Annotated in this window: 16 protein-coding genes; 9 read left to right on the forward strand and 7 right to left on the reverse strand. The window is 60.4% G+C overall.

Annotated elements, in window-relative coordinates; all coding sequences use genetic code 11:
• Positions 1–686 precede the first annotated feature (686 nt).
• The 5 genes from JK176_RS03515 (at position 687) to JK176_RS03535 (ending at position 7,074) form a co-directional block, all read left to right on the forward strand.
• A complete protein-coding gene (locus tag JK176_RS03515) occupies positions 687–1,667 on the forward strand; it encodes a threonine/serine dehydratase (protein WP_211586425.1) in 981 nt (326 codons plus the stop codon).
• Positions 1,668–1,685: 18 nt separating this feature from the next.
• Entirely contained in the window at positions 1,686–2,756 is a 1,071-nt protein-coding gene (locus JK176_RS03520; protein WP_211586426.1) for a DUF4392 domain-containing protein, read from the forward strand.
• Complete coding sequence (locus tag JK176_RS03525; RefSeq protein WP_194268975.1) at positions 2,749–3,210, forward strand: RidA family protein; 462 nt, start codon at positions 2,749–2,751, stop codon at positions 3,208–3,210. Before JK176_RS03520 ends, JK176_RS03525 begins: the two co-directional genes overlap by 8 nt.
• A 443-nt stretch (positions 3,211–3,653) precedes the next feature.
• Positions 3,654–6,026 carry a TonB-dependent receptor domain-containing protein gene (locus JK176_RS03530; protein ID WP_349291895.1) on the forward strand — a complete coding sequence of 791 codons (2,373 nt, stop codon included), beginning with the start codon at positions 3,654–3,656 and terminating at the stop codon, positions 6,024–6,026.
• Positions 6,027–6,183: 157 nt separating this feature from the next.
• Positions 6,184–7,074 carry a LysR family transcriptional regulator gene (locus tag JK176_RS03535; RefSeq protein ID WP_249194170.1) on the forward strand — a complete coding sequence of 297 codons (891 nt, stop codon included), beginning with the start codon at positions 6,184–6,186 and terminating at the stop codon, positions 7,072–7,074.
• Positions 7,075–7,077: 3 nt separating this feature from the next.
• Here the strand turns inward: JK176_RS03535 and JK176_RS03540 are convergent, their stop codons facing one another.
• Positions 7,078–8,358: an MFS transporter gene (locus JK176_RS03540; RefSeq protein WP_349291896.1), complete on the reverse strand. Its 1,281-nt coding sequence runs from the start codon at positions 8,356–8,358 to the stop codon at positions 7,078–7,080.
• 36 nt (positions 8,359–8,394) lie between these two features.
• The gene (locus tag JK176_RS03545; protein ID WP_211586430.1) at positions 8,395–9,234 is read right to left on the reverse strand and encodes a putative hydro-lyase; all 840 of its coding nucleotides are present in this window, start codon (positions 9,232–9,234) and stop codon (positions 8,395–8,397) included.
• 289 nt (positions 9,235–9,523) lie between these two features.
• Between JK176_RS03545 and JK176_RS03550 the strand changes: the two genes are divergently transcribed.
• The 3 genes from JK176_RS03550 to JK176_RS03560 all read left to right on the forward strand — a co-directional run bounded on the left by JK176_RS03550 (position 9,524) and on the right by JK176_RS03560 (position 12,496).
• Positions 9,524–10,780 carry an MFS transporter gene (locus JK176_RS03550; protein ID WP_211586431.1) on the forward strand — a complete coding sequence of 419 codons (1,257 nt, stop codon included), beginning with the start codon at positions 9,524–9,526 and terminating at the stop codon, positions 10,778–10,780.
• Positions 10,781–10,815: 35 nt separating this feature from the next.
• A complete protein-coding gene (locus tag JK176_RS03555) occupies positions 10,816–11,469 on the forward strand; it encodes a DUF2848 domain-containing protein (RefSeq protein ID WP_211586432.1) in 654 nt (217 codons plus the stop codon).
• Positions 11,470–11,551: 82 nt separating this feature from the next.
• On the forward strand, positions 11,552–12,496 hold the full coding sequence (locus JK176_RS03560) for a hydroxyacid dehydrogenase (protein ID WP_211586433.1): 945 nt from the start codon (positions 11,552–11,554) through the stop codon (positions 12,494–12,496).
• Positions 12,497–12,544: 48 nt separating this feature from the next.
• On the opposite strand, the gene JK176_RS03565 is transcribed toward JK176_RS03560, so the two are convergent.
• Positions 12,545–14,113, reverse strand: a complete 1,569-nt coding sequence (locus tag JK176_RS03565; protein WP_211586434.1) for a hydantoinase B/oxoprolinase family protein — start codon at positions 14,111–14,113, stop codon at positions 12,545–12,547.
• Complete coding sequence (locus JK176_RS03570; protein WP_211586435.1) at positions 14,113–16,203, reverse strand: hydantoinase/oxoprolinase family protein; 2,091 nt, start codon at positions 16,201–16,203, stop codon at positions 14,113–14,115. Before JK176_RS03570 ends, JK176_RS03565 begins: the two co-directional genes overlap by 1 nt.
• 75 nt (positions 16,204–16,278) lie before the next feature.
• Here JK176_RS03570 and JK176_RS03575 point away from each other — a divergent pair, with 75 nt between their 5' ends.
• Positions 16,279–16,842 (forward strand): winged helix DNA-binding protein, encoded by a 564-nt coding sequence (locus JK176_RS03575; RefSeq protein ID WP_211586437.1) that lies wholly within the window; start codon positions 16,279–16,281, stop codon positions 16,840–16,842.
• Between the two features lie 10 nt (positions 16,843–16,852).
• Here the strand turns inward: JK176_RS03575 and JK176_RS03580 are convergent, their stop codons facing one another.
• Genes JK176_RS03580 through JK176_RS03590 form a run of 3 tightly spaced genes read right to left on the reverse strand, consistent with a single transcriptional unit; the run spans position 16,853 to position 19,063 of the window.
• Positions 16,853–17,251 (reverse strand): hypothetical protein, encoded by a 399-nt coding sequence (locus tag JK176_RS03580; RefSeq protein WP_211586439.1) that lies wholly within the window; start codon positions 17,249–17,251, stop codon positions 16,853–16,855.
• Complete coding sequence (gene accC, locus JK176_RS03585) at positions 17,248–18,618, reverse strand: acetyl-CoA carboxylase biotin carboxylase subunit (RefSeq protein ID WP_211586440.1); 1,371 nt, start codon at positions 18,616–18,618, stop codon at positions 17,248–17,250. The genes JK176_RS03580 and accC overlap by 4 nt, the downstream gene beginning before the upstream one ends.
• A complete protein-coding gene (locus JK176_RS03590) occupies positions 18,611–19,063 on the reverse strand; it encodes a biotin/lipoyl-containing protein (RefSeq protein ID WP_194268966.1) in 453 nt (150 codons plus the stop codon). The genes accC and JK176_RS03590 overlap by 8 nt, the downstream gene beginning before the upstream one ends.
• Positions 19,064–19,067: the final 4 nt, after the last annotated feature.

Below are 19,067 nucleotides of genomic sequence, written 5' to 3' on the forward strand. Positions count from 1 at the left end.
ACACTGCGCTTGGGCATGCAAAAACTCCTGAGGCAATGCTACGCGATCGCCCCGCCCGGCTCATCGCTGATCCACCCAATCTGCGACTGATGACACACGGCGTGGCCGATATTCTGCGCGCCCGCATACTGGCCATTGCCTGCGGCTACGAGGACGTCGATGGTATCGCCATCTCAATGCCGTCAATAGATGAGCTATGCTTGTCGCTTTCGGTATCGGGCAGACGGGAAATGAGGGGATGCTGAAGGTAGAGATGCAGTGAAGACCCCCTCAGGCGTGGGATCGTCGCCCTAGAGCGCGTAAAGGCAATCGTCCAGAGGCAGCAGAGTATGGCGGCGGAATGCCATGACGATCGCTTTTTTATCAATCCTACGGTACGGCTGAGGAAGCTACCTTCGGGATGGCGCGTCGAGCCCGGAGCGCTTCACCGCAACTCTTTGACTGCGCTGTCGCTCGACGGCCGGCCGCCGCCGTGGCGTTTCCATAGCGCATCCCTCCAATTGCGTGAAAATAATACACCACCAACTCTGGGGACTAAGCAGTCAAGCGACGGGGGAAGCCGCATTGGGTGCGGAGGGGCGTTAGGCATAAGCGTTCTTTATGGCGGGTTATACAAAGATAATATTTGATTTGAGAAACGTTTGAAAAGAATGATGACCCCATCAGAAGTGGGGAAAGTATCTGTGATGCAGTCTGAAAACAGAACGCTGAATTTTTCCGAAATATTCGCAGCGTCGTGTCGCATACGCGATCATGTGGTCCGGACGCCTCTTCTTGAAAGTCCCGTGCTGAACGAGAGGTTGGGGGGGCGTATTCTGGTTAAACCGGAAATGCTTCAGAAAACGGGCTCGTTCAAGTTTCGCGGGGCCTGTAACCGTATTCTGCAACTCACGCCGGGTGAACGGCGCGGCGGTGTGGTGGCGTGGTCTTCGGGAAATCATGCCCTGGCGATTTCGGCGGTTTGTGCGCTGCTGGATATTCCGGCTCATATCATCATGCCCGAGAGTGCCCCGCAGATGAAAATCGAGGGTGCGCGCCGTTATGGCGCCAAGGTCAGGCTCTATGACCGGGCGACGGAAAACCGCGAGGAAATTGGTGCGCGGATTGCGGACTCCGAGGGCGCCGTCATTGTTCCGCCCTATGATGATTTCAACGTCATGGCGGGTCAGGGCACGGTAGGTCTTGAGATCATGGAGCAGTGTCGGGAGCTGGGTCTCATGCCCGACAATGTGCTTTCCAGTGCGAGTGGCGGTGGACTGGTGGCGGGGATTGCGACGGCTGTCCGCACCTGTCGTCCGGAAACGTCCATCTATTCCGTGGAGCCCGCAGGGTTTGACGATCTGGCCAGATCGCTGGCGTCCGGGCATCGGGTCGAGAATGCGGGTGGCATGAACACGCTGTGTGATTCGCTGATGGTGCCTACGCCGGGCGCACTGACCTTTCCGACCAATCACGCCCTGCTGACGGATGGTCTAGTTGTGAATGATGCCGAAATTCGGATCGGCATGGCCAACTGCTTCGAGCATTTCAAACTTGTGGCTGAGCCCGGCGGAGCCGCACCGCTTGCGGCCATTCTTTCGGGCAAGCTCGATGTACGGGGGAAGGTGACAGTGGCGGTCCTGAGTGGCGGGAATGTCGATCCGTCTGCCTATTCTTCAATATTGTAAATAAAAGGCGTATTCAGGATGTTGAAGAGTGGAACAGCACTGTATGAACGTCTGTCCGCAACCATTGATGACTTCATGGTGCTGGATTATACGGGTGTTGGCAGTATCGGCATGATTTACGCTGCGCTCCAGAAGCATCAACCGGGCAGCATGTGCATGGCTGCCGCCGAAATGATCGTCGGGCAGGTGGCGGAGCGTCCGGGGCCTGTTCTGATCGCCACGGGTTTCCCCGAAGGCGGCGGCGTTCCGGAAACGGATGGACCGGTGGGCGCTGCGTTTATTGCGCGCTCGATCTTTCTGGGCCTGTCGCGCGAAACGGTCATTGTCGTGGACGAGGACTGGCGGGAGATGATGTTCGCGACCTGTCGCGGCGCGGGTCTTGCGCCGTCCGATCTGCCCGCAGACGGGAAGATCGTGCCGGTTCCCTATCTGCGGCCGGTTTATGTCGCGACTGTGCCCAAGGATGACGCCGGCAGTCGCAAAGCGTGCGATGCACTGCTCGAGCAGGTTCAGCCGAGCCTCCTGATTGCGATCGAACGGCCTGGCGTCAATGACAGGGGATTGTATCATGGTCTGGGTGGCCGTCCGCTGGATGGAATGGTTGCGGATATGGACTACCTGTTCGCACAGGCACGGGTGCGGGGGCTGCGTTCCATCGGGATCGGGGATGGCGGCAATGAACTCGGCATGGGTATGATCGCTGCGGAACTGAAACAGAAGATCGCCAAGGCCCGTGACTGCGGCATTGAAGGAAGGGGTGGTGTGGCGGCTGAGACGGCGACGGACCATCTTATCGTCGCGAATGTCTCGAACTGGGGGGCGACCGGTCTTGTGGCGGCTCTGGCCTGTCTGGTGGAAAATCAGGCTGTTTTTCACGAGCCGGAGTTGGAAGTTCGCTGTATTGAAGCCTGTGTGGCGAGTGGCGGTGTGGACGGGATGTTCATGGGGCCGGAGCCTGCGACGGACGGAATTGCTGCGGAGGAATGGCGTGGTCTGATTCAGGTGTTCCGTAAAACGTTGCAACGCCATCTCGGGATGGTCACCAACTGGCAGGGCCAGTCCGGAGACTGGAGGCAGATCCGTGCGTGAGGCGGGATCTGTTCTTCCGTGTGGCGTGATTCTGCCGCCTGTCAGTGTTCCACGAGGCAATTATACGCCGATCCTCTCCTGTGACGGTTTTCTGTTCGTCGCGGGACAGGGGCCACGCTGGGGAGATGATCTTCGCTACAAAGGGGTCGTGGGCAAGGATTTTTCCGTCGAGGAGGGGCAGCAGGCGGCGCGGCTGTGTGGGCTCAACATTCTGGCGCATGTCTGGCATTTCCTGGAGGGAGATTTGTCTCGGATCAGGCGGCTCGTCCGGGTGGCGGGGGTGGTGCGGTGTTCGGAAGGCTTCGAACAGCAGGCCAAAGTCCTGAACGGTGCCTCCGATCTGTTCGGGGAGGTTCTGGGGGACGCAGGATGCCATGTGCGGATCGCGACCGGGACGTCCTCACTGCCATCCGGGATGGCGGTCGAGGTGGAAGCTATGTTCAAAATCGACTGATTCCTGTCCGGGGGCGGCTGTGACCGTCCCACCCCCAGGGACATAAAAGAAATTTATTGACGCGGATAATAAGATAAACGTTCCAATAACGTATCAAGTTTTCGTATTATCAACTGGAAATGAAAGCGAAAATACTGACCGGGCGGAACGAACACTGCCGGAGGGAAGGTAATCGCGTCTCATATGAAGAAATTCCGGCGGAAAGCTGCCTTTTGATCCCCAGATCCCAGGAGTGCGTGAAAATGTTCGCCTTGAAATACCTCTCCCGCTCTCTCTCCCTGAGCACGGCGTGTCTTCTGACGACCTCGCTGTGTCATGCTGCACTGGCGCAAGGAACATTACAGGGCAGGGACGTGACTTCGTCGTCCGGGAAAAAGACCGTCCATGTTGCTCATCCCGCCGACTCTTCTTCTCGTTCCGTTAAAAAAACGGATCGCAGGAAGGTGACTCAGGTCAGCGCGAAGGACACGGAAAGCATTGCCGTTCGCGGGACGCAGGTTCCGGGGGAAAGCGTTTTTTCGGCCTCCACGCGGGAGCATAGTACGGCACAGGTTTTCCGGTATTCTTCGCAGCAGCTCAAGGAGACCGGTCAGACCAATATCCTCGCCGCGCTGTCCCAGCTTTCCGCCGCCGTGACATCGTCTCCTTTCGGGGGCATGGGCAGCAACGGCTTCAATAAGACGATGCAGTTGCGAAACCTTGGCGCGGATCAGACGCTGATGCTGGTCAATGGCAAGCGCCGGCATGTGGACGCCAATTTCAATTATTATCAGGCCGGTCCGAACTATGGGACGGACCCGGCGGATCTGTCCCTGATCCCGGTCAGCGCGATTGACCATGTCGAAATCATCACTGAAGGCGCGAGTGCGCTTTACGGTCAGGATGCCGAGGCTGGTGCGGTCAATATTGTTCTGAAGAAAGACAACAAGGGCGGCTCGATCAATCTCCAGAACAGCGGTTTTTATGCGGGAGATGGGCAGTCCTTTGATGGCAATGCCGATTACGGCTTCGCTCTGGGGCATCGTGGCGGTTATCTGAACATGGCGGCGCAGATCAACAATCAGCTTTCCACCAACCGGTCGGGCGAGTATCCGGGTAATCTCTATTTCGAGGGTGATCCGCGTAACGACACTGCCAGCAAGGATGTGCAGCGTCTGGCGGGCAATATCCGGATGCTACTTGAAACGGCCAGCGTCAACATGGCCTATCCGGTGACGGATAACTGGGAAGTCTACAATACCTCGACTTTTGCCCATAAAGATATCATTGCGCCTGAGACGTATCGTGCGCCGTCCAATGATAACGTTGTGCGCGCGCTCCATCCGAATGGCATGGAGCCAATGTGGCATGCCGAGGAATGGGATTTTCAGGTCAATAATGGCATCCGCGCGCATAGTTTTCTGGGAATGCAGTGGGATTTCTTCGTCAATTACGGCCGCAATCAGCAAATCAACCATATTGTTGATACAGACAATCCCACGATGGGGCTGGACAGCCCAACGAGTTTTTACACGGGACAGTTTGTCTCTACCGAGCTGGATGCCGGGTTCAACAGCACGAAGATCATCAAGACGTCCTTTCTGCCACGTCCGGTCAATCTGAGTTATGGTTTCGATTATCGTTTCGATACCTATCAGGTTGGCAAGGGTGATGAGGCGTCTGTCGAAAATGGTGGTGTTCCCATTCTCGACGGGCCGAATGCCGGGAAAATGGCGTCTGCGGGTGCGGTGGACAAATTCGGAATTCCTGCGGCGGCTGGCAGTATCCTGAACCGTGGTATTTTCGACGGGCACGTCAATCTGGATTTCTACGTCACGCCCAAATGGGAATGGACGCTCGGTGGCCATGCGGTCAGCTATGACGATCTTGGCGTTCATCCGTCGGGCTCAGTCGGAACACGCTATAATGTGAGCAAGAATCTTGCGTTCCGGGGCAACGTCAACACGGGATACCGGGCGCCGACGCTTGCGGAGGAAGGGTTCTTTGCCGAAACGACATTCCCGACATACCGGACGGCGCAGCTTCCGGTGAATTCGAACTGGGCCAAGGTTTTGGGCGCAACAAAGCTGCGGGGTGAGCAGTCCCGGAGCTACAGCATTGGTGTGGATGCCACGCTGCTGCCGAACTGGACGCTGACAGCCAATCTCTATCGGATTTCCATCAACGACCGTCTGTATAACAGCACCCAGTTCGGCGGGACCGAAGTGGAAAGCCTGCTCTCTGCGGCCGGGCTGCCAAATGTGCTGTATGCGGCCTATTACGGAAATCCGGTCAATACGGTTACGAATGGTGGGGACGTCACGACGGCCTATCATCTGAAGACGGGACATCTTGGTGATTTCGACTTCCGCTTCTCCCTCAATATCGCGGATAGTGAAATTTCGCACCATAACGCGACCCCTGCGACCCTTCAGCAGCTTGGGCTGTCGTCCTTCAACCGGACGAATGCGGAATATCTGCTGCATTCTTCGCCCAAGAATATTGAGAACCTGACGGTTGTCTGGCATCGCGGACCGTTCTCGGCCCGTGTGCAGGAACAGCGTTTCGGGTCTTACACATGGGTTGCGGCCCCGTCTCTGACGCAGGCCCAGTGGACCTATGCCAAGCCGTCCTACATCACCAATCTTGAACTGGGATATGACATCACCAAGCGCTGGCATATTGCGGGCGGCGCTTTCAACCTCGGAAATCATTATCCGGGCAAGGCGAACGCAGCCTCGCGCGCGGCACTGCAGAATGCGTTTATTTATCCCAACAACTCGCCTTATGGTTTCAGTGGCGGCATGTATTATGTCAAGACGGCCTTTCAGTTCTAAGAGGTTGTTCCAGAAGCATTCTCCCGCCGGTTCTGCAATATCCTGCCCTCCGGGGCAGGATATTTTTTTGTCGGTATGGTTGGTGGCGGGTATCCTGTTCCGGTATCGTAAAAAGATCGGCGTCATTGTCGGAGCATAGGAAAGGACAGAGACGTTCATGATGGATTTCAAGTCTCTTGAGACGGTTCTGTGGATCGAGCGGCTGGGGAGTTTCCGGGCGGCGGCCGATGCCCTGCGGATGACGCAGCCAGCGGTGTCCGTCCGGATTTCGCATCTTGAGGCGCTTCTGGGGGCCAGTATTTTTCATCGGGCCCCCAAATCCATCACGCTGACGCCGGTCGGAATGACGGTGGTGCAGTATGCCCGTCAGATCCTCGATCTGCGTGATGAGATGATCCAGACGGTCAAGGGGCATCAGGACGCAACCGGAATCCTGCGTATCGGAGCGATTGAAACCATTTCACAGACCTGGATTTCGGACCTTCTGATCGAGATCCGTCGCAAATATCCGAATCTGACGGTAGATCTGGAGATTTCGATCTCGGATGAAATCTCCCGGAAAATCACCAAGGGAATGCTGGATGTGGGTTTCTTTCTGGGGCCGGTCAATTCACCGCGTCTGATCGAAAGCGAGCTGTGCAACTACGAGACTGCGATGGTTGGCAGGGAGCATTTCGCGCTGCCCAGCAACGGGAAGCTGGATCTGGGGCAGGCGCCATCGATTTCCATCATGACCCTGTCGCGCAACACCATTCCCCATTCGGCGATCCGCAATTTTCTGGCGCGAGAGGGGATCGTTCATCATCGGGTGGACACCATGAGCTCTCTGCCGTCCATTCTGGCGCTCACGCTGGGGGGAGAAGGGCTGGCCCTGCTGCCCTATGCGGTCATGCGGGATTATCTGGCCAGCGGAAAGCTCCGGGTGTTTGAGACGGGCATGAAGCTGCCTTTGCTGCGCTGTGTGTCAGGGCGGTTGATTAGTCATGGTTCGGCGATTGTCGAGGACGTCATCTCCATTGCCGAACGTGTGTCGGCCAATGTGACCTGAGGGTCAGGCTGTCCGCCGGACGGGCGAGGATGATAATGTGTAGACCGTCGTTATAGCGCCCAGGGTGGCACAGGCTGCGACCAGAAAGACCCCAGAGAGCGGAGAGTGCAGATGCTCGCGCATCCAGCCGATGCCGTAGGGGCCGACAAGGCCGCCGATCGCGCCAAGGCTGTTGATCCATGCAAGCCCTGTCGCCAGTGTGCGTTTTTCGAGCACGTGGGGCGTTACGGTGAAGATCATGGCCGTGACGCAAAGGGCTGCTGCAAGTGCGATGGTCAGGAAAACCAGTGCGATTGCGCCGTGGGCCTGAAACAGGAAAGTCAGGACCAGACAGAGCGCGACCGTGAGGAACGGGGCGGCCAGATGCCAGCAGCGTTCGTTATGTCTGTCAGAACTGCGGGCGTTGAGCAGCATGGCCATGGCTGCGACGGCGAAGGGAATGGCCGTATAGAAGCCGAGCTGTCCGGGAGCGGGAGCAATAACCTGTTCGATGAAAGTCGGAACCCAGAAGACGATCCCGTAATTGCAGACGGCCTGACAGAAACAGATGACGACGAGGAGCAGGACTTCAGGCTGTTTCAGCGCGGCGAATACGGATGTCGTGTCGTTTGTGGATGTGTTCCGGGGCGGAAGGCGGGTCAGGATGGCCTGTTTCGTGGGGGCATCCAGCCATGAGGCGGAGGCAGGTCCGTCGTCGAGGCGTTTCAGAACGGTCAGTCCGAGCAGCAGGGGCGGGATGGCCTCGATCAGGATCATCCATTTCCATGCGGGCACTGACAGGACCTGATCGAAGGCGCCCAGAAGATAGGTGGAAACCGGGCCACCGAGGGCGCCGGAAAGCGGTATGGCGATCAGGAATCCCGTGGTGACGCGGGCGCGGATCGAGTCCGGAAACCAGAGGGCCAGATAGTACAGAACGGCCGGATAAAAGCCTGCCTCCGCGGCGCCCAGCAGGACACGCAGGGCGCAGAATTCCCAGGCCGTACTGATGATGACGAACAGGAAGGAAATCAGGCTCCATGCGATCATGATCGCGGCGATCGTCCGGCGGGGGCCGAATTTTTCGAGCAGGAGCGCGGAGGGAACCTGAAAGACGATGTAGCCTACGAAGAACAGCCCGGCGCCCAGCCCGAAGGTCGCATCCGAGAAGTGGAGGTCCTGTTCCATCGGCGCGCGGGCGAAGCTGAGATTGATGCGATCCAGATAGGAAAACATGTAGCAGACGACCAGCAGCGGGATGATGCGCCGGACGGCCACCCGGAAGAGCGTGTGATCAGAGGGCACGGAATCATCCTGAGCGTGTGGAGGCATGAGAATAGTTTATATTATTTTTCCGGAATGTTCCGAGACAAGATTTTCATAATCAGGAATGGGAATATCTGTCACGAGCATGGCGCCGGGAGCATGTGTGATGGCAAAGGGAAGACGGCTTGCGGCCAGAACGGCTTGGGGCGTCACTCCGCAGGCCCAGAAGGCGGGGAGTTCATGGGGGCGGATTTCGGTACGGGCGCCGTAATCGGGTGTGTCGATGTCGATGATGCCGATGTCTTCGGGAAAGCCGATCTGGACTGGTCCGCCATGAGCCAGAGGGATGCGGGAACTGATTTCCGTGGCCTTGATCAGGTCTGGCGAGCGGAAAGGACGCATCGAGACGACGACTGGGCCGGAAAATGGTCCGACGGGTGTGCAGGCAATATTCGTGCGGTACATGGACACGCCCAGACCCGTTTCGAAATGCCGCAGCGGGACGTTGCAGGCCATGAAGGCGTTTTCGAAGGAAAAGGAACATCCCAGCGCAAAAATGACGAAATCGTCCTGCCAGAACGACAGAATATCCGTCACTTCGTCCGTTAAAACGCCATCCCGCCAGACGCGGTAAAGCGGCAGGTCGGTCCGGATGTCGAGGTTACGTCCCAGCGCCGGGGTATCATATTCGCCGGGTTGGGACATGCCGACGAGGGGGCAGGGCTTGGGGTTCAGGCGACAGAATTCCGCGAAATCTTCGGCATATGCTTTGGGGAGGATGACCAGATTGGCCTGGATGAAACCTGCGGCCATACCTGCGGTGACGGTTCCGGCCGTATTGGATCGGCACAGCGCGCGGACGTCTTCGGGCGATGTGTGGAAAAGGGGAGGGATCGGCAAAGCGGATTCAGACATCGTTTGTGTCCTTGTTCGCGGCAGACAGGCCGGGCGATGACAGTGATGGTTCCGGGAGGCTAACAGTCGTTGCGTTCGGGATTCAAATCATCAAAATAAATGTTGAGGTATAAATATCCGTTATGGGCGTTTTTTGTGCTTAAATCTTTTGACGGCATTGCATTGGAATGTTCAGAATGAATGCTCCGGAATAAAAATCCGACGCTTTTGGATATTGTATGCATCATGAAACGAACCGGATCTCAGGCGCCCGGCAGGCTGGATCTTCCGTGAGCGGATGTTCTGGCGCATGACGACGTCGCCTGTGCGCCTTGCTCTGGGGAGCGCGATCGGGACCACGTTCGAGTGGTATGATTTCATGGTTTACAACACGCTTGCGGCGCTCGTGTTCAACCATGTCTTTTTTCCTGAGGCGCTGCCGTGGATGGGAACCCTTCTGGCGTTCTCGACCTATGCGGTGGGATATGTGTCGCGGCCTTTGGGCAGTGTGATTTTCGGCTGGCTCGGGGACCGGACCGGGCGCAGGCATGTTCTCATGCTGACGCTGGCACTTATGGGGCTGACGACGGGTCTGATTGCACTGCTGCCCGGTTATGCGCGGCTTGGGGCGATCAGTCCGGTTCTGCTGGTTCTGCTGCGGTTTTTGCAGGGGATCGCATTGGGCGGAGAGTGGGCCGGTGCGCTCCTTCTGACGGCGGAACAGAATTCGGAAACGGCGATGGGCATGGGGGCGACATGGTCGCAGCTTGGGCCCGGGCTTGGAACGGTCCTGTCCGCAGGGGTGATCTGGGGGGTGACGCGCTCCATGGATGCGGCCTCCTTTCAGGACTGGGGATGGCGTCTGCCGCTGTTTCTGAGTCTGCTGCTTCTGGCGGCGGGATGGGTGGTCAGGTCTTCCCTGTCCGAACCGCCCCAGTTTGCCGAACGCAAAGCGCGGGGTGAGGTTCTGGCCAACCCGGTGGGCGCGGTCCTCCGTCATCATGGACGCTCCCTGCTGATCGCTGCGAGTACCCGGATCGGGCCGGATGTTCTGTATGCGTTGCTGACGGTTTTCAGCCTGAGCTATGTGACCCAGACGGGGGAGCATACGCGGTCTGCGGCGCTGATGGCCGTATTTGCGGGATCGGCCTGGGGGGTGATCGTCACGCTGCTGGCGGGGCGGTTCAGCAACCGCTGGGGGGCGAAACGAATTTTCCTTGTGGGGACGGTTTGTGCCCTGCCTGCCGCGTTTGTGTTTTTCTGGTGTGCGGCTTCCCATCAGGCGCTCCTGCTGGGCTTCGGAATCTGTCTGGGTTTGTCGGTTCACGCTCTCATGTATGCGGTTCAGGGCGCGCTCATCAGCCAGCAGTTTCCGGTTGAAGTTCGCTATTCAGGCTCTTCGATCGCTTATACCTGCGGCAGTCTTGCGGGGGGTGGGGCTTTTGCGCCGCTTATCATGGTGACGCTGTTCCGGGCGACGCATCTCGAACTGTCCATTTCTCTTTATGTGGTCGTGGCACTTCTGGTTTCCGGTGCGGGCGCGATGCTGGCCCGCGGGACGCGCTGAGTGTGGCTGACTGATTCCAACAGGAACGCTGAAATATGGAAATTTTCTATCCCGATCTGACTGTGGTCAGGGAGGTCATTGTGGCTGGCTGGGCCGGGCGGGATGCGGCGGGTGTGCAGCATCATATCGACGAGCTGGCGGCCCTTGGGGTGGCGCCGCCTTCGGACGTGCCGCTGTTTTACCGGGTCGGACATGAAACCCTGAGCACCGCCCCTGTGGTTGACGTGCTGGGCAGCCAGACTTCGGGCGAGGTCGAGCCGGTTTTGTTGCGGACGCAGAGCGATCTGCTGGTGGGCGTGGGGTCCGACCATACGGATCGTGAAAGCGAAGCCTATAGTGTGGCATTATCCAAGCAGGTCTGTCCCAAGGTCAGCGGTCGGGCGTTCTGGCGGTTTGCGGATGTGGCGGATCGGTGGGACGAGATGGTGTTGCGGTCTTTTACGGCTGAGAGAACGCCTTATCAGGAAGGTCTTGCGGCGTCCCTGCTCAATCCGCTGGATCTGGTGGCGCGCTGGGAGCAGCGGGAGGGCCGGGTCTTCGGGCCGGGGAGCCTGATGTTCTGTGGAACCGTTCCTACGCTCAATGGGATTGTCCGGACGGAGAGCCTGACCGTCGAGCTGTCTGATCCGCTGAGCGGGAGTGTGCTGTCGCACCATTACGCCATCCGGGAACTTCCGATAGTGGCGTGAAAGGGCTTTTGGGCATGGACAAGTGGGAGCGGTATGCCATCATTCCGCTCCTTGCGCTTCTTTACCTTGGAAAACCAGCACCATGAGTCTGTGTTTCATTACACAACAGATCCATCCCGATGCCGTAACCTGTCTGAACGAGGCCGGAATCACGACCCGTTATGCTACGGAACCTTCGATGGACGCGGTGATTCGCGAAATCGGCGACGCGGATGCGGTGATTACACGCGATCTGGGACTGAGCGAAGAGGCGCTGCGGGCCGCGCCGAAGCTGAAAATCATTTCCTGTCACGGTTCGGGCACGAACCGGATCGCCAAGGCTGCGGCGGCGGAGCGTGGCGTTCTGGTGACGAATGCCCCCAATACCAACAGCCGGTCCGTTGCGGAAATGACGATCGGGCTTCTGCTGGCGGTCATGCGGCGTCTGTGCGAGGCGGATCGTGCCGTGCGGGAGGGAAACTGGGCGTTTCGTTATACGAATAACGGCACGGAACTGCACGGACGGACGATCGGGCTTGTCGGGTTCGGCGCCATTGCCCGGCATGTCGCGCAGATTGCGGGGTTGGGGTTGGGAATGCGCGTTGTGGCGTGGTCTCCGAGCGTTCCGGCGGAGGTGTTCGAGGCCGCGGGCGTGGAGCAGGTGCAGAGCCTTGAACACCTTCTGGGGGTCTCGGATGTGCTGTCGCTGCATCGTCCGGCACAAGGGAGCGGTCAGCCCACGATTGACGCTCATGCGCTGTCCCGCCTGAAAAAAGGCGCGGTTCTGATTAATACCAGCCGGGGCGGGGAGGTGGATGGTCCTGCGCTGGCGAAGGCTCTGGAGACGGGGCATGTCGGTGGGGCGGGGCTGGACGTGATGTCGCCCGAGCCTCCGCTGGCGGATGATCCGTTGCTGCGGGCGCCGAATATGGTTCTGACGCCGCATATCGGCGCGACGACGGAACAGGCCTTGCGCCGTATGGCGATGCTGTGTGCGTCGCAGGTTCAGGACGCGCTTGCGGGGCGTGTGCCGCCGCATTGTCTTTGAACAGTTGAGTTTCGCGCCCTTCCGTTTCGGGAAGGGCGCGGGAGACAATCAGGGGGCGCCGAGGCCGCCGCCGCCCGGTGTCATGAGGACGAGCACATCGTCCGCTTCCAGAACCTGAAGGCCCTTGCCGGCAAGCTTGCGGCCTGAGGCGGTTTCGACCCGGCCTGCCGCGCCGTCCTGTCCGCCGAGTGCGCCACGGGCCGGGTGATCAACGCGGTCAAAGGCGGCCAGAAGCTCGAAGGGCTGTTTCTGGGTGGTGCCGATTTTCATGATCTGTCCGTCGCCGCCTTTGGTCAGGCCGAGACCGCCGCTGTTTTCGCGCAGTTCTTTTTCCCAGAAAATGAGCGGGCACTGGATTTCCGCGATTTCAATCGGAGTGCCGTGTACGCCGGATGGAAAAGCCGTGGCGGACAGGCCGTTCAGGCCGGGGCGAGCCCCAGTACCGCCATTGGTCGTGATGGCGAGGGCGTAGGTTTGGGGCGTGGTTGAGCCCTTGGGGAACCACTGTCCGCGCACGGCAATGTTCCACAGGCAGGATGTGCCTTCTGCCGGAACGCGGTCGGGCAGGGGCGTGCGGAGGCATCCGAACACCATGTCCGGCAGCATCTGTCCGATGACGTGCCGGGAGGAGACGGGGGCGGGACGCATTGCGTTCAGGACGGACCCTTCGGGTGCCTCGACGTGATAGGGAGCCAGTGAGCCTGCGTTGTTGGGGACGTCTGGCGAGATCGCGCAAGCCAGCCCGAAGACCGTATAGGCGCGGGTATAGGCCATCGGGACGTTGATCCCGCGTCCGACAGCAGGCGGTGAGCCGTCATAGCTGACGCTGACGCGGCTTTTGCCAACCGTGAGCTTTGCCTTGAGCGTGAGTGGCGCATTGTAGCCGTCGATGGTCATCTCGTGGGACCAGCTGCCCTGCGGGAGGGCGGCGATCTTGTCGAGGACGGCCTGGCGGGAGCGTTCGATAATGAAATCGGCCAGTGGTTCGAGACTTTCGAGGTGGAACTCGTCCATCATGTCGCACAGGGCGCGGACGCCGACATCGTTGCAGGCGGCCAGAGAGTAGGTATCGCCTTCCGTATCCACCGGCAGGCGCGTATTGGCGCGGATCATGGCCATCAACGTCTCGTTGACCTGTCCCTGATCGATCAGCTTGAGCATCGGGATCGAGAGGCCTTCCATGAAGACGTCCGTTGCTTCCGGCCCGTTACCCAGGCCGCCGATATCCATCAGATGGCTGGTGCAGGAGAACAGTCCGACCAGACGGCCCTTGTGAAACGCCGGGGTCGTGATGACGAAATCGTTGAGATGCCCCGTTCCCATCCACGGATCGTTCGTGATGTAGGCGTCGCCCTCTTTCATGGTCGAGACGGGGAAGTGACGCAGAAAATGGCCGACGGATTCCGCCATGGAATTGACGTGGCCGGGCGTACCGGTCACGGCCTGCGCGATCATCCGGCCTTGCAGGTCGAAAATGCCGGCCGAGATGTCTTCGCATTCGCGGACGATGGGGCTGAAGGCCGTGCGGATCAGAACCTGCGCCTGTTCGCCGACCACGGCAATCAGGCGGTTCCACATGATCTGGAAGTCGATTTCCTTATGGGAGTGCGCGCTCATCAGACGGCGTCCTTCATGTCCAGAATGATGTTGCCGCTGCCGTCCAGATGGGCGGTGTAGCGGGAGGAAACGTAGGTCGTGGTTTCTTTTTCAGCGATCAGGGCGGGGCCGGAGACACGGCTGCCCGGTCCCATGTCCGTACGTTCGTAGACCGGGAGGGCGACATGCGTGCCGGTTGCGCCGTTGAAAAGTTTCCGGATGTCGGCGGAGACTGCGTCATGCAGGGCCGGGGCGGCCTCGAAGGGCGGGTATTTTCGCGGGGTGGTTGAGACGCTGACGGACCAGTTCAGGATTTCGACGGCGGCATGGGGGATGACGCGGGCGAACTGACGGGCATATTCCGCTTCGAAGGCGTCCCGCAGGGCCGAAAGATGGTCGCTGCTGAGGACGCCGTCGGGCAGCGTGACGATGATTTCGTGTCCCTGTCCGACATAGCGCATGAAGGCCGCGCGCCTTGTGTGAAGCGTTTCCGTCCGGGCGTCGTCCTGCACCATGCCGTGGGCGGCCTGCGTCATGTCGTCGAGCAGGGTCGAGACTTCCGCTGAACTGAAGCTGTCGTCCAGACGCATGGGGAAGGAGCGCACCAGCTCGAACGAGACGGGGGCGGCGAGGAAGCCCACGGCCGAGCCGACACCCGCGTTGGAGGGAATAACAAGGCGCTGGATTCCAAGCTTTTCTGCGACGCGTGCGGCGTGAAGCGGGGCCGCGCCGCCGAAAGCGATCATGGTATGGTCGCCGATCACGGCGCCACGTTCGGCGGCATGGACGCGTGCCGCACTGGCCATGTTTTCGCACACGATTTCATAAACCGCATGGGCGGACATTTCCGCCGACAGACCCAGCGGTGTTCCGATATCGGCCAGAAGCGCTTCGGCCGAGCGAGCCGGCTGGAGCTGAATGCTGCCGCCCGCGAAGTTTTCCGGGCGGATCAGGCCGAGCATCACGTCCGCGTCTGTGACGGCGGGTCGTTTGCCGCCCAGTCCGTAACAGGCCGGGCCGGGAACGGAAGACGCGCTCTCCGGCCCGACGACAACGCGTTTCATGGCGTCCAGATGGGCGATGGAACCGCCGCCCGCGCCGATCTCGACCATTTCGATCACGGGAATACGCAGGGGCAGGCCGGAGCCTTTCATGAAGCGGGCCGTGCGGTCCACTTCAAAGAAACGGGACGATGCGGGTTCGCTGTCTTCGATCAGGCACACCTTGGCAGTCGTGCCGCCCATGTCGAAGGACAGGACGCGGTTTTCGCCCAAACGCTCGGCGCATTGTGCGGCGAAGATCGCGCCACCCGCCGGGCCGGATTCCACCAGGCGGACGGGGAACTGCCGCGCCGTTTCCAGAGCGGTCAGGCCGCCGCCGGAGGTGACGAGATAGAGCGCGCCTTCAAACCCTCTGGCGTTGAGGGCTTCGCGCAGGCGGCCCAGATAGCCCGCCATCAGGGGCTGGACGTAAGCATTCGCGACGGTGGTGGAGGTGCGCTCATATTCCCGAATTTCGGGGCAGACGTCGCTTGAAATGGAGATGGTGATGTCCGGCATCGCCTCCTGAAGAAGCGCCTGTACACACCGTTCATGGGCCGGATTGGCATAGGCATGGAGAAACGCCACCGCGATGCTCTCGACGCCGGCGTCGCGCAACTGCGGCACGAGCGCCAGAACGGCGGCTTCATCTAGAGGAAGCTGGACGGTGCCGCGGGCATCCATGCGTTCGGGGACGGTGAAGCGCAGGTCGCGGGGGACGAGCGGGCTGGGCTTTTGCAGCATCAGGTCATACTGGTTGAAGCGGCTTTCGGTGCCGATTTCCAGAATGTCGCGGAAGCCCTGCGTTCCGATGAGAGCCGTGCGGGCGCCCCGGCGTTCGATGATGGCGTTGGTCGCAAGCGTCGTGCCATGCACGAAAACCGTCACGTCCGGAAAGCGGAGGCCGGCGTCTTCGATCACGAGGCCGATGCCGCTCATGACCCCTTCTTCGGGGGCGGCGGGCGTGGTGAGGACTTTGCGGGTCAGACGTCCCTGCGGTGTCTGGAGGACCACGTCCGTGAATGTGCCACCGATATCAGCGGCGAGACGGATTTGTGTGCTGTCGACCATGCCTGTGTTTTCCGTATCGGGTTAGAGTGCAATAGGATATCGGGAAGAGATGTTCGCTGACGGAGAGGACGAACCATGAAAGACGGGAAAGCCGGGAGCCGCGCGCCGGCGGTGCCGGATGTTGCGGATATGGAACGGGCCTTCATCGTGTCGTCGTCGCATCTCGCCGTTCCGGGCAATGAAGATCTGAGCGAGTTCGAGTTTGCCCTGACCGTCGTGAACCATGCGTTTCACCGCTGGATGGCGCGGGGTATGGCGGCGGCGGGTCTGCCGGATCTCTCGGCGCTCGACACGCTCATTCTGCATAGTGTCAATCACCGGAACCGGGAGAAAAGTATCTCGGACCTGATGTTCACCCTCAACCTGTCCGAGCGGCATTACCTGAACTACGCCATGAAGAAGCTCGACGAACTCGCACTGATCCAGCGCGAGCGCCGGGGCAAGGAGGTTTTTGTCAGCACGACACAGAAAGGGCGCGACGTCTGTCTCGAATATGCGCGTCTGCGTCGGATCTGCCTGTTGGAGCATATTCCCCAGAACCGGGAGGTCGGGGACGTCACGATTGCAGAGGTCGCCAAGGCATTGCGTGTGCTGACGGGCTTTTACGAGCAGGCATCGCGGTCCGCCGCGTCTCTCTGAACGCGGCGTCTCAGCCATTGGTATGAATCCGGAAGAGCACGTCGTGATAGCCCACGACGCCGCCATCTCCGATCAACACGGGGCCGAGCGTGCCGTCTGCCGTGGCCGTAACGGGCAGACGGAGGGGGCCTGTCTCGACAAATCCCACGATCTCGCCGGAGCGAACGGAGTAATTTTCGTCCAGACTGTTTGAGCGGAACACGCCCATTTCGGGGCTGGGCACGGGCGTGTTTTCCGCTTTTGCGGGTGGGGCGACAGGGTGCGCCGGGGGCGTCTGACCGGGGTTCTCCGACAGTGTCAGGGCAAGCGCGCCTGTCCCGTTTTTCAGAGAAACATGCCGGACATCGTGATGTCTCATCCGGCCAACCAGTTCGGTAAGGTCGTTCAGAAGGTCTTCAAGAAAAGTCATGATCCGGACTTTCGCATGAGGGCTTCGAGATAGTGTACGCTGACGCTGCCTTCGCGCACGCCGGGCTCTTTCATCAAGCGCAGATGCAGGGGCGTGGTGGTGGCGATGCCGGTGATCTGCATTTCCGAAAGGGCGGCATGCATGCGGTTGAGGGCGTCCGTGCGGTCCGTGCCGTGGACGATCAGCTTGGCGATCAGGGAGTCGTAATTCGGCGGTACGACATAGCCGTCATAGAGATGCGTATCGATACGGACGCCGGGGCCGCCGGGCGCGCGCCAACTCGTGACTTTTCCGGGGGCCGGGCGGAAGCTCTCGGGGTCTTCGGCGTTGATACGGCACTCGATGGCGTGGCCTTGCGTGCGGATGTCGGCCTGGGTGAAGGAGAGGGGTTCTCCCATCGCGATCAGGAGCTGTTCGCGGACGATGTCGATGCCGGTCGTCATTTCCGTGACGGGGTGTTCGACCTGAAGGCGGGTGTTCATTTCGATGAAGGAAAACGCACCGTCTTCGTACAGGAACTCGAACGTGCCCGCGCCGGTATAGCCCATCAGGGTGCAGGCGTTTGCACAGCGCTCGCCAAGCTCGGCGATGGCCTGCGGGTCGATGCCGATGGCCGGGGCTTCCTCAATCAGTTTCTGGTGGCGGCGCTGGATGGAGCAGTCTCGTGCGCCGAGCCAGACGGCATTGCCCTGCCGGTCGGCCAGAACCTGAATTTCGATATGGCGGGGGTGCTGGAGGAAGCGTTCGGCGTACACGGACGGATTGCCGAAGGCGCGTCCGGCTTCTTCACGGGCCGTTTCGATGGCATCGCGGAGGTCTGCTGCGGTCATGACCACGCGCATGCCGCGCCCGCCGCCGCCGCCTGCCGCCTTGACGATTAGCGGATAGCCGATGGCGTCGCAGATCGTCTGGGCTTCGGAGAGGTCGGTCGGTAGGGCGTCTTCCGTACCGGGCAGGCAGGGCACGCCGGAGCGGCGCATCTGCTGCTTGGCGCTGATCTTGTCGCCCATCAGACGCATGATGGCGGCGGTTGGGCCTGCCAGTGTGCGGCCGGACTGTTCCACAGCCTCGGCGAAATCAGCATTTTCGGACAGGAAGCCGTAGCCAGGATGGATGATGTCGGCGTTCGTGAGTTCGGCGGCGCGCAGGACGCGGGCGGAGTCCAGATAGCTGCCGGATGCTGCTGCCGGGCCGATGCAGAGCGTTTCGTCCACGAGGCGCAGATGGGCGAGGCTGGCATCGGCTTCGGAATGGATGCCGATGCTGTGCAGGCCGAGCAGGCGGCAGGCCCGCGTGATGCGCAGGGCGATTTCACCGCGATTGGCGATCAGGACACGGTGCGGCTGGGACACTGAAGGCTCAGGCATCGAGTGGTTCCACGGTGAAGAGCGGTGTTCCGGGGGAGACGGCGTCGGCATTTGCGACGAGTACGGCCACAATCCGGCAGGGAAATTCGGCCTCGATGCGCGAGAGCGTTTTCATGACTTCGAGAATATAGAGCGGCTGTCCTTCCGCCACGATGTCGCCCGGCTTGACGAAAGGCGGCGCATCCGGGGCCGGAGAGGCGTAGAACTGGCCGTGCATGGGGGCGTCGATCGTGATTTCGGTTTTGGCCGGAGCGGAGGCTTTTTCGAGGACAGGAAGCGTGGAGGCTGCGGCCGCCGGGGCCGGGCTGGTCGGCTGGGGGCTGCTGTCCTGTGCGCCGCGCACCAGACGGATGTGCTCGCCGTCGCGGGAATAGTCGAGTTCGGTAATGCCCAGCGCCTGCATCCGGGCCATCAGGGCGTCGAGGATCTTGAGATCGGGGATCATGGGG

This window comes from Gluconobacter sp. Dm-73, from assembly GCF_018256215.1.
GTDB classification, from domain to species: Bacteria; Pseudomonadota; Alphaproteobacteria; order Acetobacterales; family Acetobacteraceae; genus Gluconobacter; species Gluconobacter cadivus.

Excerpts from the sequence above, each read along its gene's own strand:
- JK176_RS03515 (WP_211586425.1), top strand. The coding sequence starts at position 687 with ATGCAGTCTGAAAACAGAACGCTGAATTTTTCCGAAATATTCGCAGCG.
- JK176_RS03520 (WP_211586426.1), top strand. The coding sequence starts at position 1,686 with ATGTTGAAGAGTGGAACAGCACTGTATGAACGTCTGTCCGCAACCATT.
- JK176_RS03535 (WP_249194170.1), top strand. The coding sequence starts at position 6,184 with ATGATGGATTTCAAGTCTCTTGAGACGGTTCTGTGGATCGAGCGGCTG.
- JK176_RS03545 (WP_211586430.1), bottom strand. The coding sequence starts at position 9,234 with ATGTCTGAATCCGCTTTGCCGATCCCTCCCCTTTTCCACACATCGCCC.
- JK176_RS03550 (WP_211586431.1), top strand. The coding sequence starts at position 9,524 with ATGACGACGTCGCCTGTGCGCCTTGCTCTGGGGAGCGCGATCGGGACC.
- JK176_RS03555 (WP_211586432.1), top strand. The coding sequence starts at position 10,816 with ATGGAAATTTTCTATCCCGATCTGACTGTGGTCAGGGAGGTCATTGTG.
- JK176_RS03560 (WP_211586433.1), top strand. The coding sequence starts at position 11,552 with ATGAGTCTGTGTTTCATTACACAACAGATCCATCCCGATGCCGTAACC.
- JK176_RS03565 (WP_211586434.1), bottom strand. The coding sequence starts at position 14,113 with ATGAGCGCGCACTCCCATAAGGAAATCGACTTCCAGATCATGTGGAAC.
- JK176_RS03570 (WP_211586435.1), bottom strand. The coding sequence starts at position 16,203 with ATGGTCGACAGCACACAAATCCGTCTCGCCGCTGATATCGGTGGCACA.
- JK176_RS03575 (WP_211586437.1), top strand. The coding sequence starts at position 16,279 with ATGAAAGACGGGAAAGCCGGGAGCCGCGCGCCGGCGGTGCCGGATGTT.
- JK176_RS03580 (WP_211586439.1), bottom strand. The coding sequence starts at position 17,251 with ATGACTTTTCTTGAAGACCTTCTGAACGACCTTACCGAACTGGTTGGC.
- accC (WP_211586440.1), bottom strand. The coding sequence starts at position 18,618 with ATGCCTGAGCCTTCAGTGTCCCAGCCGCACCGTGTCCTGATCGCCAAT.
- JK176_RS03590 (WP_194268966.1), bottom strand. The coding sequence starts at position 19,063 with ATGATCCCCGATCTCAAGATCCTCGACGCCCTGATGGCCCGGATGCAG.